13 protein-coding genes are annotated in these 13283 nt (G+C 54.8%); 5 read left to right on the top strand and 8 right to left on the bottom strand.

Going from position 1 to position 13283, the window contains the following annotated elements:
• Positions 1–32: 32 nt before the first annotated feature.
• The 6 genes from ACO7SM_RS01155 to ftsY form a co-directional block, all read right to left on the bottom strand.
• Positions 33–1136 (bottom strand): branched-chain amino acid ABC transporter substrate-binding protein, encoded by a 1104-nt coding sequence (locus ACO7SM_RS01155; RefSeq protein ID WP_203359692.1) that lies wholly within the window; start codon positions 1134–1136, stop codon positions 33–35.
• A gap of 206 nt (positions 1137–1342) precedes the next feature.
• Positions 1343–2608, bottom strand: coding sequence for a 4-aminobutyrate--2-oxoglutarate transaminase (locus tag ACO7SM_RS01150; protein ID WP_490469385.1), 1266 nt, complete (start codon positions 2606–2608; stop codon positions 1343–1345).
• 130 nt (positions 2609–2738) lie between these two features.
• The gene (rpoH, locus tag ACO7SM_RS01145) at positions 2739–3593 is read right to left on the bottom strand and encodes an RNA polymerase sigma factor RpoH (RefSeq protein ID WP_192614230.1); all 855 of its coding nucleotides are present in this window, start codon (positions 3591–3593) and stop codon (positions 2739–2741) included.
• 253 nt (positions 3594–3846) lie between these two features.
• Positions 3847–4905 (bottom strand): permease-like cell division protein FtsX, encoded by a 1059-nt coding sequence (ftsX, locus tag ACO7SM_RS01140; protein WP_490469384.1) that lies wholly within the window; start codon positions 4903–4905, stop codon positions 3847–3849.
• Entirely contained in the window at positions 4898–5566 is a 669-nt protein-coding gene (gene ftsE, locus ACO7SM_RS01135; RefSeq protein ID WP_192614228.1) for a cell division ATP-binding protein FtsE, read from the bottom strand. Before ftsE ends, ftsX begins: the two co-directional genes overlap by 8 nt.
• Positions 5567–5568: 2 nt before the next feature.
• Positions 5569–7143 (bottom strand): signal recognition particle-docking protein FtsY, encoded by a 1575-nt coding sequence (ftsY, locus tag ACO7SM_RS01130; RefSeq protein ID WP_490470846.1) that lies wholly within the window; start codon positions 7141–7143, stop codon positions 5569–5571.
• A gap of 150 nt (positions 7144–7293) precedes the next feature.
• Between ftsY and rsmD the strand changes: the two genes are divergently transcribed.
• Both rsmD and ACO7SM_RS01120 read left to right on the top strand, forming a co-directional pair.
• Complete coding sequence (gene rsmD, locus ACO7SM_RS01125) at positions 7294–7890, top strand: 16S rRNA (guanine(966)-N(2))-methyltransferase (RefSeq protein ID WP_490469383.1); 597 nt, start codon at positions 7294–7296, stop codon at positions 7888–7890.
• The gene (locus ACO7SM_RS01120) at positions 7880–8155 is read left to right on the top strand and encodes a DUF1145 family protein (protein ID WP_192614226.1); all 276 of its coding nucleotides are present in this window, start codon (positions 7880–7882) and stop codon (positions 8153–8155) included. Before rsmD ends, ACO7SM_RS01120 begins: the two co-directional genes overlap by 11 nt.
• A 24-nt stretch (positions 8156–8179) precedes the next feature.
• Here the strand turns inward: ACO7SM_RS01120 and ACO7SM_RS01115 are convergent, their stop codons facing one another.
• Positions 8180–8548, bottom strand: coding sequence for a DUF2500 domain-containing protein (locus ACO7SM_RS01115; RefSeq protein ID WP_490469382.1), 369 nt, complete (start codon positions 8546–8548; stop codon positions 8180–8182).
• Positions 8549–8689: 141 nt separating this feature from the next.
• Between ACO7SM_RS01115 and ACO7SM_RS01110 the strand changes: the two genes are divergently transcribed.
• Together ACO7SM_RS01110 and zntA are read left to right on the top strand one after the other, a co-directional pair.
• Positions 8690–9316, top strand: coding sequence for a lysoplasmalogenase (locus ACO7SM_RS01110; RefSeq protein WP_192614224.1), 627 nt, complete (start codon positions 8690–8692; stop codon positions 9314–9316).
• Between the two features lie 76 nt (positions 9317–9392).
• Positions 9393–11591, top strand: coding sequence for a Zn(II)/Cd(II)/Pb(II) translocating P-type ATPase ZntA (zntA, locus tag ACO7SM_RS01105; protein WP_490469381.1), 2199 nt, complete (start codon positions 9393–9395; stop codon positions 11589–11591).
• A gap of 589 nt (positions 11592–12180) precedes the next feature.
• On the opposite strand, the gene tusA is transcribed toward zntA, so the two are convergent.
• Entirely contained in the window at positions 12181–12426 is a 246-nt protein-coding gene (tusA, locus tag ACO7SM_RS01100) for a sulfurtransferase TusA (protein WP_490470845.1), read from the bottom strand.
• A 168-nt stretch (positions 12427–12594) separates the two neighbouring features.
• Between tusA and ACO7SM_RS01095 the strand changes: the two genes are divergently transcribed.
• A complete protein-coding gene (locus ACO7SM_RS01095; protein ID WP_192614222.1) occupies positions 12595–13260 on the top strand; it encodes a 7-cyano-7-deazaguanine/7-aminomethyl-7-deazaguanine transporter in 666 nt (221 codons plus the stop codon).
• Positions 13261–13283 lie beyond the last annotated feature (23 nt).

Here is a 13283-nt window from a genome sequence, read left to right as displayed (position 1 = left end):
CCCGGCAAGCAAAGTGCCACCGGGCAATGCCGTTATTTAGCGTCGGTCGCCGTACCGTTGGCGTGCCAGTCAAAGACGCCGAATTCGAAGCCCTTCAGGTCGCCTTTCTCATCCCAGGAGAGCGGCCCCATCACGGTTTCTACGGTGTTCGCTTTCAGGTAGTTGGCGATCTCTGCCGGATCTTCGGACTGATTCAGGCCAGCCTGTAAAGATTGCAGTGCCGCGTAGGTAGTCCATACGAACGCACCGCTCGGATCCTGCTTCTTCGCTTTGATAGCATCCACAATCGGTTTGTTCGCCGGAACCTGATCGTAGTTCTTCGGCTTCGTCACCAACATCCCTTCGGCAGATTCACCAGCAATGTTAGACAGAGAGACGTTCGCCACCCCTTCTGGCCCCATAAACTGCGTTTTCAGACCCGCCGCACGCGCCTGACGCAGGATCTGCCCCATCTCCGGGTGGTAGCCGCCGTAGTAGACAAAGTCGATGTTCTCTTTCTTCAGACGCGCCACCAGCGTAGAGAAATCTTTCTCACCCGCCGTAATACCGTCAAAGAAGACGACGTCGGCGTTACCTTTTTTCAGGTCGTCCTGAACGGCACGCGCCAGACCTTCACCGTATTGCTGTTTATCGTGAATGATCGCGATACGCTTCGGTTTCACGCTGTTCAGAATATATTTCGCCGCCGTCGGCCCCTGGTCAGAATCCAGACCGGTGGTACGCAGCAGCAGTTTATAGCCACGCGCGGTCAGTTCCGGTGCGGTTGCCGCTGGCGTGATCATCAGAATGCCTTCGTCTTCATAGATGTCAGACGCAGGCTGAGTGGATGAAGAGCACAGGTGACCAATCACGTACTTAATGCCGTCGTTAACCACTTTGTTGGCAACCGCGACCGCTTGTTTCGGGTCACAGGCATCGTCATATTTCACGACGACCAGTTTGTCGCCTTTAATGCCGCCTTTCGCGTTGATATCAGCAATCGCCTGCTCCGCACCCGTAAACTCCTGATCGCCATACTGCGCGACCGGCCCTGACATTGCGCCGACGACTGCGACTTTAATATCCTTAGCAAACGCCATATTGCTCAAAGACAGGGCGATACATCCTGCCAATAACGCTTTACCCTTCATATTCATCCTGAGAATCCCCATTATTGTGGTTATTACGTGTGTTGTGATGTTGTTGTTTAGCGTTTTATTTCAATTATAGGTGTGCAGTTCACGCTTTTTCAGCACACTCTGCTAAAACATACCCGATTTTTAAGATTTTGGAATAGCTAATTTGACAGTCAGATAACAAGTTGATGACAAAAAAAGTGGCCGCCGCAATGGGCGGCGCAGGTTTATCGTGTCAGCGAGTGCGTAATAATCTCCAGCGCTTTACGAAATTGCGCGTCGGGGATAGTCAGCGGGTAGAGGAAGCGGATCACATTGCCGTAGACGCCGCAACTGAGCAGCAAGAGTCCTTGCGCCAGCGCTTTACTCTGCACCTGGCGGGTAAATTCAGGAGACGGCTGGCCGGATGACGGGCAGTTAAACTCCACCGCCACCATGGAGCCCTGCGCACGAATATCCGCAATATGCGGGCAATTCGCTTTGGCCGAGTTGAGCGCCTCAACCAGATGTTGGCCTAAGGCGGCGGCACGCGCACACAGTTTCTCTTCGTCAATCACATCCAGTACGGCATGTGCGGCGGCAACGGCCAGCGGATTCCCGGCGTAGGTGCCGCCGAGTCCTCCTGGCGCCGGTGCATCCATAATATCGGCGCGCCCGGCAACTGCCGACAGCGGCATCCCGCCAGCCAGACTTTTCGCCATCGTGATGAGATCGGGTTGCACGCCATAATGCTCCATCGCAAACAGCTTGCCCGTACGGGCAAAACCGGTCTGCACCTCATCGGCAATCAGGAGAATACCGTGGGTATCGCACAGTGCGCGCAGCGCGTGCATAAATTCGCCCGGCGCGACGTTAAAGCCCCCTTCACCCTGTACCGGCTCAAGGATTATCGCCGCCACCTGATCGGGTGCGATATCCGCTTTGAAAATTCGTTCCAGGCTTTGCAGCGCGTCTGCCGTGCTAACCCCGTGCACCGCATTAGGATACTGGGCGTGATACACCGATCCGGGAAACGGCCCAAAGCCAATTTTGTAGGGGGCAACCTTTCCGGTCAGTGCCATGGTCATAAAGGTTCGCCCATGGAAGGCGCCGCCAAAGGTGATAAGTCCTGGTCGTTTGGTGTAGGCGCGGGCAATCTTCACCGCGTTCTCTACCGCTTCCGCCCCGGTAGAGAAAAAGGCGGTTTTTACCGGCCCGTTGATGGGGACACGTTCGTTGATGCGTTCCGCAAGCCGGACGTAGCTTTCATAAGGAACGATTTGATAAGCCGTATGGGTGAATGACTGAAGCTGTTTCTCAATGGCCGCGATAATTTTTGGGTGTCGATGACCGGTGTTAAGCACCGCAATACCGGCGGCAAAATCAATCACCTCATTGCCTTCCACGTCCCACAGCGTTGCGTTTTCTGCTCTGTCGGCATAAAAATCGCACATCACGCCGATACCGCGCGGCGTCGCCTGTAAACGCCGTTCATTCAGTTCGTTATTTTTCATTTTGATCCCCTAAGATGCGCAAAACCCATCGGTAAGTGTTTGCCAGGGGGAGAAAATTCGCCAGAGCAGGCGTTAAAAAAACAAAACCCCCGAATTTGCATTCGAGGGTTTATCGGGGACTTCGCGGGAATTACGCTTCGATAGCGGCGCGAAGTTTTTTCATGGCGTTCTTTTCAAGCTGGCGCACACGTTCTGCGGAAACGCCGTAGCGATCGGCCAGTTCCTGCAAGGTAGACTTGTTGTCTTCATCCAGCCAACGCGCACGAATGATGTCCTGGCTACGTTCGTCCAGCCCCTGCATGGCGTCGGTCAGACGGTTTGCCGCCTGCTCTTCCCAGTTATCGTCTTCAATGCCGTCGGCAAAGTTAGACGATTTGTCCTGCAGATAGAGCACCGGTGCCATCGGCTGGCTGTCGGACTCGTCGTCCGAAGACATATCAAATGTCATGTCCTGGGCCGACATACGGGATTCCATTTCGCGGACGTCTTTGCTGGAAACACCCAGCTCGCGAGCCACCATTTCGACTTCATCCTGATTAAACCAGCCCAGACGCTGCTTGGTTTTACGCAGGTTGAAGAACAGCTTACGCTGCGCTTTGGTGGTCGCGACTTTGACGATACGCCAGTTACGCAGAACATATTCGTGGATCTCAGCTTTGATCCAGTGCACGGCGAAGGAAACCAGGCGCACACCCACTTCCGGGTTAAAACGGCGCACGGCTTTCATCAGGCCGATATTACCTTCCTGAATCAGATCCGCCTGCGGCAGGCCATAGCCCGCATAGTTACGAGCAACATGAACAACAAAGCGCAGGTGAGACAGAATCAGCGTCTTCGCTGCCTCCAGATCGCCCTGGTAATGCAGCTTTTCAGCAAGTGCCCGCTCCTCGTCAGCCGACAACATCGGCCACGCGTTCGCAGCCCGGATGTAAGATTCCAGGTTACCAACAGGGGCTAAAGCTAAATTTTGCATTTCTTTGGTCATTCAAATCCTCTCAATCTTTATCTTCCGGCGTTACAACAACAATCGTGCCAGAGCTTATGAGCAACGAGAATATCATTCACATTTTTATCAGACAGTGATTCTATCCACAAGTTCAATGCAACGCTGTGAATAAACTACGCACAAAATGTGACACCGTTATGAAAAATACGCGGGCAGGGACAGGAGATTTTTTTTGAAGCTCTTTCCCTGCGAACGGGAATTCATTGCAGGGAAAGATTATATCACGGTTTTTTTAGTCGGGAGTAAAGTGACGTAAATGTTGTACCGTGGCAAGCCAGGCTGCCACCCAGCCAATCATTGAGCACACCAGCAACAACAGCAGACACTCGTCGAACGATAACCCGTTGATATCGAATTTCGTTCCGAAAACCTGCGCCACTTCCGTCACGGCGGACGACAGCCGCATCACCATAATTTCCGACAAAATCAGAGAGAGAAATGCGCCAGAGAAGCCCAGCAGCGCACCGCCATACAGGAACGGACGCAGAATAAAACCGTCTGTCGCCCCGATCAGTTTCTGCACATTAATGGTATCGCGACGGGCAAAGATGCTCAGGCGCACGCTGTTGCCGATGACGAGGAATACCGCCGCCACCATCAGTACGCCGATCATCGCCGATACCCGACCCACCAGACCGGTCAACGCAGCGAGACGGGCAAACCAGCTATCATCCATTCGCACTTCGTCGATACCGTTAATTTGCGAAATCCGATCGCGCAACGTATTCAACGAATCCGTTCCCTGAAAGTCGAGTTTCGGCACCACCACCGCCACTGCCGGCAGCGGGTTCTCTTCCAGCATGTCCAGCGCGCCGCCAAATCCTGACCAGTTACGGAATTCACCCAACGCGTCGTCTCGCGACAGATAATTCACTTTTTCCACGCCCTGCTCAGCATGCAACTGCGCCACCACCCCTGCCGCGGCGTCATCGTCCAGCGTTTTTTGCAGATAAACGGTTATCTGCGGAGAAGGGTAATATTGCGTCGCCGCATGGTTCACGTTTTTGTAAACCATGTAGCACACGCTCGGCAGAGTCAGGGAGATAGCGATAACCATCACCGTCAGAAACGTCGCCAGTGGTTTGCTTTTCAGATCCTGCAACGCCCCCTGGAACGCGTAGCGTACCTGCTCGTTAAAGACGTTAGTCTTACGCGAGTTCGGTTTTGGCGAAGACTTCGCACGTTTTGGCGCATTGCGACCGCCGTCTGGGGACGCGCCGCCAGATTTACGGAAGCGGTCAAGCCGACCTCCGAATTGCCTGATTTGATTAATCGCGTCGCGCTTATTCACGGGCCTCGCCTCCATGCAAATGTCCATCGCTCAGGGTCAGCATCCGATACGAACGACGGGAGATCAGTCCAATGTCGTGCGTTGCCATCAGTACCGTTACCCCGACGCGGTTAAACTCTTCGAACAGACGTAAGATCCCTTCCGACAGCGCATCATCCAGGTTCCCGGTCGGTTCATCCGCCAGCAATACTGCCGGTTTGTTCACCACCGCACGGGCAATGCCCACACGCTGCTGTTCACCGCCGGAGAGTTGAATCGGGAAGTTCTTCGCTTTGTCCAACAGGCCTACTTTGTCCAGTGCCGCCGACACGCGACGACGAATGTCGTCTCCGCTGGCGCCCGCAATAATCAGCGGGATCGCCACGTTGTCGAAGACCGTCCTGTCCATCAACAGGTGGTGATCCTGGAAAATCATCCCGATCTGACGGCGCAGAAACGGCACTTCACGGTTTTTCAAACGCGTGATGTCATGCCCGCTGAAGTAGATTTTCCCGGCGCTTGGCCGCTCAATCCCACAGATCAGCTTCAGCAGGGTACTTTTCCCCGCACCTGAGTGACCGGTCAGGAACGCCATCTCGCCAGGCTGCATGTGGAATGTGACCCCTTGCAGCGCTTGTCTCCCACCGAGATAGGCCTTGCTGACATGTTCAAAGCGAATCATTGTTAATCCTCTCGGGCAAAAAGTGCCTCTATAAAATCGCCCGCTTTAAACGGACGTAAATCCTCGATACGTTCGCCCACACCAATATAGCGGATAGGAATGCCAAACTGATCGGCAACGGAGAAGATAACGCCCCCTTTCGCCGTTCCGTCCAGCTTGGTCAGCGTGATACCGGTCAACCCCACCGCTTCGTGGAACAGTTTGGCCTGGCTTATCGCATTCTGCCCGGTGCTGGCATCAATAGTCAGCATAACTTCATGCGGTGCGTCTTCATCCAGTTTCTTCATGACGCGAACGATTTTCTTCAATTCTTCCATCAGGTGCGCTTTGTTCTGCAGGCGACCTGCCGTATCGGCGATCAGCACGTCAACGTTACGCGCCTTCGCCGCCTGGATCGCATCAAAGATCACGGAAGCGGAATCTGCGCCTGTGTGCTGAGCAATCACCGGTATGTTGTTACGTTGCCCCCAAACCTGCAACTGCTCTACCGCAGCGGCACGGAAGGTGTCCCCTGCCGCCAGCATCACGGTTTTGCCCTGCTGTTCAAATTGACGCGCCAGCTTACCGATGGTGGTGGTTTTACCCACGCCGTTAACGCCCACCATTAAAATAACAAACGGGGTTTTGCCTTCCACATTCAACGGTTCTTCGACTTTCGCCAGAATCTCGCCCATTTCATCCTTGAGCAACCCGTAGAGCGCTTCGGCATCGCGCAGTTGCTTACGGCTCGCGCCGTCGGTCAGATTAGCAATAATCTTGCGGGTGGTTTCCACCCCAACGTCGGCGATCAGCAACTGCTCTTCCAGCTCTTCGAAGAGATCATCGTCGATTTTCTTGCCACGGAACAGACTGATAAATCCGGAACCGAGGTTTTCTTTGGTTTTTAGCAGACTGCGTTTCAGACGTGCAAAGAAACCTTCTTTGGTCGGTTTTTCTTGTTCCTGAGCGCTCTCTTCAACCGGCGTCTCTTCTTGTGCTTCTTCGGCGTCAACAACCGCCTCTTCTGTCTCTTCGACTTCTTCTGCTGCGTCGGCGGCCAGCGCCTGCACTTCCAGCTCTTCGTCGGTTAATTCGGGTTCGTTTTCCGCCGCTTCCTCGACCGCCTCAATGATTTCGACGGTTTCCGCTTCCGCCTGCCACTCTTGCGGTGAAATCTCTTCGGCTTTCACCTCTTCCGGCAACGGCAGCGCTTCAGGTTCGATAACATCGGCGACAGCAACGGTCGGTGCAGGTGTTTCAACAACCGGTTCTTCGACGATCGCAACGGGTGTTTCTACGACCTCAGGCTGCGGTTCAACGTCGGATTCGACCGGCGCGGCGTCAACAATGGCTTGCTCCGGCAGCGATTTTTCACTTTCAACAACCTGTTCAGTGACCTCGACCACTTCAGCGGCAAAGGCTTCCGATTCAGCCTCTTTGTGCGGTTCCGGGGTGTGCTGCTGCTCTTCAGTCGCCACAACCTCATCAGTAACCTGTTGTTGTTCTTCGCTTTTTAATTCTGTCTCGTTTTCCGGTGCCTGCTCTTTTTGACCAAAGCCCAGCCAGGAAAAAAAGCCACGTTTTTTCTCTTTCGCCATTTGCGACCATACTCCCCGCTGTTGCTTCATGGCACAGCGTCAACGCTATGTACATAGCAGCTATAAAAATGATGAAATAGTCTATCACTTAACTTAATTCACATCACCGCCTGGTATTACGTATCAGCCGCGGATTGGGCCATTATTGACATGAAAAAACCGAATCACTCAGGCAGCGGTCAAATCCGGATTATTGGCGGACAATGGCGAGGTCGTAAACTCCCGGTTCCGGACAGCCCGGGTCTGCGCCCGACGACTGACCGGGTGCGCGAAACGCTGTTCAACTGGCTGGCGCCCGTCATGGTCGACGCCCACTGCCTGGACTGTTTTGCGGGCAGCGGCGCACTGGGGCTGGAGGCGCTGTCTCGCTACGCGGCTGGCGCGACGCTACTGGAGATGGATCGCGCGGTTTCCCAACAGTTGCAAAAAAATCTGGCGACGCTGAAAGCCAGCAATGCCCGGGTCATCAATACCAACACCCTGGCGCACCTTGCCCAAACCGGGACGCCGCACAACGTGGTTTTCGTCGATCCCCCCTTTCGTAAAGGACTGCTGGAAGAGACGCTGACATTACTGGAAACGCGCGGCTGGCTGGCGGATGAAGCCTATATTTATGTCGAAAGCGAAGTCGAAAACGGTCTGCCGCCCGTCCCGGAAAACTGGTCGCTGTATCGCGAAAAAGTGGCCGGACAAGTCGCATACCGTTTATATCAAAGAGAAAAACAAGGAGAATGTAATGCTGATTAATCTGGGACGGTTGTTGATGCTCTGCGTCTGGGCGTTTTTATTGCTTAACGTGGTACAACCTTTCCCACGGCCACTCAATATCTTCGTGAATGTCGCGCTGATTTTTATGGCGTTGATGCACGGTATGCAGCTCGCGTTGCTGAAAAGCACCTTGCCAAAAGAGGGGCCGCAGATGACTACCGGTGAAAAAATCCGCATTTTCCTGTTCGGTGTGTTTGAACTGCTGGTCTGGCAGAAGAAACTGAAGTCACAGATGAAGAAGTGATTTTTTTGCCCGGTATCGCCACGGTTACCGGGCCTCTGTCTGACCCACAAAATCGACAAAGCGCGTTCCTTTGTAGCTCAGCGTGCCTTTGTCTCCCACGGTCAGCGCATGATATTGCTGTGCATCAAGACGGAAGGTTTGTTCCAGACCGCCGCTCTGCGGTTTAAAGCTCGCTTCATAACGCATACACGTACCCGCCGGGGTGACCTGCTGCTGGCGCGAGCGTCGGTCATTGAGCGGTTTTTCACGTTTATTGCTGACCACTACCGACTTTTGCAGTAACGGCGCGTTCTCATTATCTGCTTTTTCTCGCCGCTGTTGAACAAAGCGAAACGACGCAGCAACGACAATCAACCCAATGATAACAATGAAAAAAAGAGGTGGCTTACTCATGTTTTTAACCCATCAGAAAATACGGAAATAAGCATACCTTGCCTGTTATGGTGTTGTCATCCGCCTGTACCCGCCTCTACACTGGACACTGTGGCCGTGAGCATATCGCTTACGAAAAAATAACGAATTCAAGGAACTAAGATGCTTTGGTCGTTTATCGCTGTCTGTCTTTCCGCATGGTTATTTGTGGATGCTTCTTATCGTGGGCCGGCGTGGCAACGTTGGGTCTTTAAACCCGTCACTCTATTACTCCTGCTGTTACTGGCCTGGCAAGCGCCGATGTTCAGTGCCGTCAGCTACCTCGTCCTCGCGGGGTTGTGCGCCACACTGGTGGGCGACGCGCTGACCCTGCTGCCTCGCCAGCGTCTGCTGTATGCCATTGGCGCGTTCTTCTTGTCGCACTTGCTGTACACCATCTACTTCGCCAGCCAGATGACGCTCTCCTTCTTCTGGCCGCTGCCGCTGGTACTGCTGGTGCTGGGTGCGCTGCTGATCGCCGTCATCTGGACGCGTCTGGAAGAGTTACGCTTACCGGTGTGTACGTTTATCGCGATGACGCTGGTGATGGTCTGGCTGGCCGGTGAACTGTGGTTCTTCCGTCCCACCGCACCGGCGTTTTCTGCGTTTATGGGGGCGGCATTGTTGTTCATTAGCAATATTGTCTGGCTGGGAAGCCACTATCGCTATCGCTTCCGTGCGGATAACGCGATTGCCGCCGCCTGCTACTTCGCGGGGCACTTCCTGATTGTTCGCTCACTTTATCTCTAATAACGCTTGACTCTGGAGTCGACTCCAGAGTGTATCCTCCGGTTAATGAGAAAATTATCATCGACCGGAGGATGCCATGTCGACACCCGAAACTGATGGCAAAAAGGCACCACAATTTTCATCCTTTACCCTTGCTCCCGCGCCACAGAAGTCAGATGACTGCTGCTGTGAAGGGACGTGTAGCGCCTCTTCCCTCCCTGTTTCCGACACGATTGAAGGCACCCGTTATACCTGGAAAGTCGCGGGTATGGATTGCGCCGCCTGTGCGCGAAAAGTCGAGAATGCCGTACGCCAGGTGAGCGGCGTTAATCAGGTTCAGGTGCTCTTCGCGACGGAAAAACTGGTGGTCGACGCAGGCCCAAATCTGCGTCAGCAAATTGAAAGCGCCGTCCAAAACGCGGGCTACACCCTGCGCGACGAACAGGCATCAGCAGAAGCCCCGGAGTCCCGGTTTAATGAAAACCTGCCGTTGATTACGCTTATCATCATGATGGCGATCAGTTGGGGGCTGGAGCAGTTCAACCATCCTTTTGGTCAGTTCGCGTTTATCGCCACCACGCTGGTCGGTCTTTACCCGATTGCCCGCCAGGCGCTGCGCCTGATGAAAACCGGCAGCTATTTCGCCATTGAGACGCTGATGAGCGTCGCCGCCATTGGCGCGCTGTTTATTGGCGCCACCGCAGAGGCGGCAATGGTGCTACTGCTGTTCCTGATTGGCGAACGCCTGGAAGGTTGGGCTGCCAGCCGCGCCCGTAAAGGGGTCAGCGCGCTGATGGCGCTCAAGCCAGAAACCGCCACGCGCATCCGCAACGGACAGCGTGAAGAGGTGGCGATCGCGACCCTGCAACCGGGAGATATGATTGAAGTTGCCGCCGGGGGGCGCTTGCCCGCTGACGGTAAACTGGTTTCCGGTTTCGCCAGTTTTGATGAAAGCGCGCTGACGGGAGAATCCATCCCGGTTGAACGCGCAACAGGCGAAAAAGTGCCTGCGGGCGCTACCAGCGTTGACCGTCTTGTTACGCTCGAAGTGCTTTCTGAACCGGGCGCCAGCGCGATTGACCGCATTCTGAAGCTGATTGAAGAGGCCGAAGAACGCCGCGCGCCGATCGAACGTTTTATCGATCGTTTCAGCCGAATTTATACGCCGGCGATTATGGCCATCGCGCTGCTGGTCGCCCTCGTTCCGCCGCTGCTGTTCGCCGCCTCATGGCAGGAGTGGATTTATAAAGGTCTGACGCTGCTGCTGATTGGTTGCCCGTGTGCGCTGGTTATCTCAACACCCGCCGCGATTACTTCCGGGCTGGCCGCCGCGGCGCGCCGTGGCGCGTTGATAAAAGGAGGGGCCGCGCTGGAACAACTGGGCAGAGTCACCCATGTCGCGTTTGATAAAACCGGTACGCTGACCGTCGGGAAACCCCGTGTTACGGCGATTCATCCGGCAGCAGAAATTAGCGAATCTGACCTGCTGGCACTGGCAGCGGCGGTGGAGCAAGGAGCGACGCACCCGCTGGCGCAGGCCATCGTCGGTGAAGCCCAAACGCGCAAACTGAGTATTCCCGCCGCGCAGTCTCAACGTGCGCTGGTCGGTTCCGGCATTGAAGCGCTGGTCAACGACGAGCGCGTGCTGATTTGCGCGGCAGGTAAACAACCAGCCGGTACCTTTGCCGGGCAGATAGACGCGCTGGAAAACGCCGGACAAACGGTGGTGCTGGTGCTGCGTAACGAGACGATTCTTGGCGTGATTGCGTTACAGGATACGCTGCGTGAGGATGCCCACACCGCCGTTAGCGAACTCAAAACGTTAGGGGTGAATGGCGTGATCCTGACCGGCGATAACCCGCGTGCCGCAGCGGCGATCGCCCGTGAGCTTGGTCTGGAATTTAAAGCCAGGCTGCTGCCAGAAGATAAGGTCAAGGCCGTTTCTGCCCTTAACCAGCAGTCGCCGCTGGCGATGGTTGGCGACGGTATTAACGATGCGCCCGCCATGAAAGCGGCCGCGATTGGCATCGCGATGGGCAGCGGTACAGATGTCGCGCTGGAAACCGCCGATGCCGCTCTGACCCATAACCGCCTGCGCGGGCTGGTTCAGATGATTCAACTGGCGCGTGCGACCCACGCCAATATTCGACAGAACATCGGCATTGCGCTGGGATTAAAAGGGATTTTCCTTGTCACGACGCTGCTGGGGATAACCGGTCTTTGGCTGGCGGTGCTGGCGGATACGGGGGCGACGGTGCTGGTGACGGCGAACGCGCTGCGGCTGTTGCGCCGCTGATACTATTGCCGGATGGCGGCGTTGCCTTATCCGGCCTACGGGCTGCACGTGAAGTATTATTCTTTGCAGGCCGGATAAGCGTAAGCGCCATCCGGCTTACGGGCTGCACGTGGAGTATTATTCTTTGTAGGCCGGATAAGCGTAAGCGCCATCCGGCTTACGGGCTGCACGTGGAGTATTATTCTTTGCAGGCCGGATAAGCGTAAGCGCCATCCGGCTTACGGGCTGCTCGTGGAGCATTATTCTTTGTAGGCCGGATAAGCGTAAGCGCCATCCGGCCTACGGGCTGCGCGTGGAGTATTATTCTTTGTAGGCCGGATAAGCGTAAGCGCCATCCGGCTTACGGGCTGCTCGTGGAGTATTATTCTTTGTAGGCCGGATAAGCGTAAGCGCCATCCGGCCTACGGGCTGCACGTGAAGTATTATTCTTTGCAGGCCGGATAAGCGTAAGCGCCATCCGGCTTACGGGCTGCACGTGGAGTATTATTCTTTGTAGGCCGGATAAGCGTAAGCGCCATCCGGCTTACGGGCTGCACGTGGAGTATTATTCTTTGCAGGCCGGATAAGCGTAAGCGCCATCCGGCACCGCTTACCGTCCTTTACGGATCAAATAGCGGTACGGCAGCGATTCCGTCTCTTTCGCTAACAGCTCATGTTCCATAAAGGTACAAAAACCGGGGATGTCGCGGGTCGTCGCCGGATCGTCAGCGACAATCAACAGCGTTTCGCCTGTCTGCATGGTGCGTACCGTTTTACGTACCATCATGACGGGTTCCGGGCAGCGCAGTCCCTGAGCATCAAGCGTATGGTCGGGAGTAGAAAGCAGGAAAGTCATCATCGTCTCATTTACGCAAAAAACGGCGGTAGTTTACCGCCAGTTTGCAAGTAAGCCAATCAGGTTAACGATTGCGTGAAAAACAACCATTGCAAAGCGCGCAGAACGCAGTATCATTCGGCGGTTTTTTATTGGGTTCCCTCACCCCATCGCTAAAAAGGTCACAATATGACGCAGTTCTCTCAAACGCAGCGCGTAAACGCGTTGTTCTGGCTATCGCTTTTCCATTTGCTGGTGATCACCTCCAGTAACTATCTGGTGCAGCTCCCGGTTTCCATTTTTGGTTTCCACACCACGTGGGGCGCGTTTAGCTTTCCCTTTATTTTTCTCGCCACCGATCTGACCGTGCGTATTTTTGGCGCGCCGCTGGCACGGAGAATCATCTTTGCCGTGATGATCCCGGCGCTACTGATCTCCTATGTCATCTCGTCGCTGTTCTATATGGGTTCCTGGCAGGGATTTGGCGCGCTGTTGCACTTCAACCTGTTTGTCGCCCGTATTGCCGCCGCCAGTTTTATGGCTTACGCGCTGGGGCAGATTCTGGATGTGCACGTCTTTAATCGCCTGCGCCAGAATCGTCGCTGGTGGCTGGCGCCGACAGCATCGACGCTGTTTGGTAATGTCAGTGATACGCTCGCCTTCTTCTTTATCGCTTTCTGGCGTAGCCCGGACGCGTTTATGGCCGAGCACTGGATGGAGATAGCGCTCGTCGACTACGCATTCAAAGTGCTGATCAGCCTCGTCTTCTTCCTGCCGATGTATGGCGTATTGCTGAATATGTTGCTGAAAAGGCTGGCAGATAAATCTGAAATCTCGGCATTACAGACGAGTTAAAGGTTCATTTTCCGAGTTGTGAT

This window comes from Citrobacter sp. LJND-P06 (assembly GCF_058188415.1).
This window is presented reverse-complemented; position numbering and strand designations above follow the sequence as displayed.

Coding starts and splice junctions, on each gene's coding strand:
- ftsY (WP_490470846.1), bottom strand. CDS start 7,143: ATGGCGAAAGAGAAAAAACGTGGCTTTTTTTCCTGGCTGGGCTTTGGT.
- ACO7SM_RS01110 (WP_192614224.1), top strand. CDS start 8,690: ATGCTTTGGTCGTTTATCGCTGTCTGTCTTTCCGCATGGTTATTTGTG.
- tusA (WP_490470845.1), bottom strand. CDS start 12,426: ATGACTTTCCTGCTTTCTACTCCCGACCATACGCTTGATGCTCAGGGA.
- ACO7SM_RS01150 (WP_490469385.1), bottom strand. CDS start 2,608: ATGAAAAATAACGAACTGAATGAACGGCGTTTACAGGCGACGCCGCGC.
- ACO7SM_RS01095 (WP_192614222.1), top strand. CDS start 12,595: ATGACGCAGTTCTCTCAAACGCAGCGCGTAAACGCGTTGTTCTGGCTA.
- ftsE (WP_192614228.1), bottom strand. CDS start 5,566: ATGATTCGCTTTGAACATGTCAGCAAGGCCTATCTCGGTGGGAGACAA.
- ACO7SM_RS01120 (WP_192614226.1), top strand. CDS start 7,880: ATGCTGATTAATCTGGGACGGTTGTTGATGCTCTGCGTCTGGGCGTTT.
- ACO7SM_RS01155 (WP_203359692.1), bottom strand. CDS start 1,136: ATGAATATGAAGGGTAAAGCGTTATTGGCAGGATGTATCGCCCTGTCT.
- ACO7SM_RS01115 (WP_490469382.1), bottom strand. CDS start 8,548: ATGAGTAAGCCACCTCTTTTTTTCATTGTTATCATTGGGTTGATTGTC.
- rsmD (WP_490469383.1), top strand. CDS start 7,294: ATGAAAAAACCGAATCACTCAGGCAGCGGTCAAATCCGGATTATTGGC.
- rpoH (WP_192614230.1), bottom strand. CDS start 3,593: ATGACCAAAGAAATGCAAAATTTAGCTTTAGCCCCTGTTGGTAACCTG.
- zntA (WP_490469381.1), top strand. CDS start 9,393: ATGTCGACACCCGAAACTGATGGCAAAAAGGCACCACAATTTTCATCC.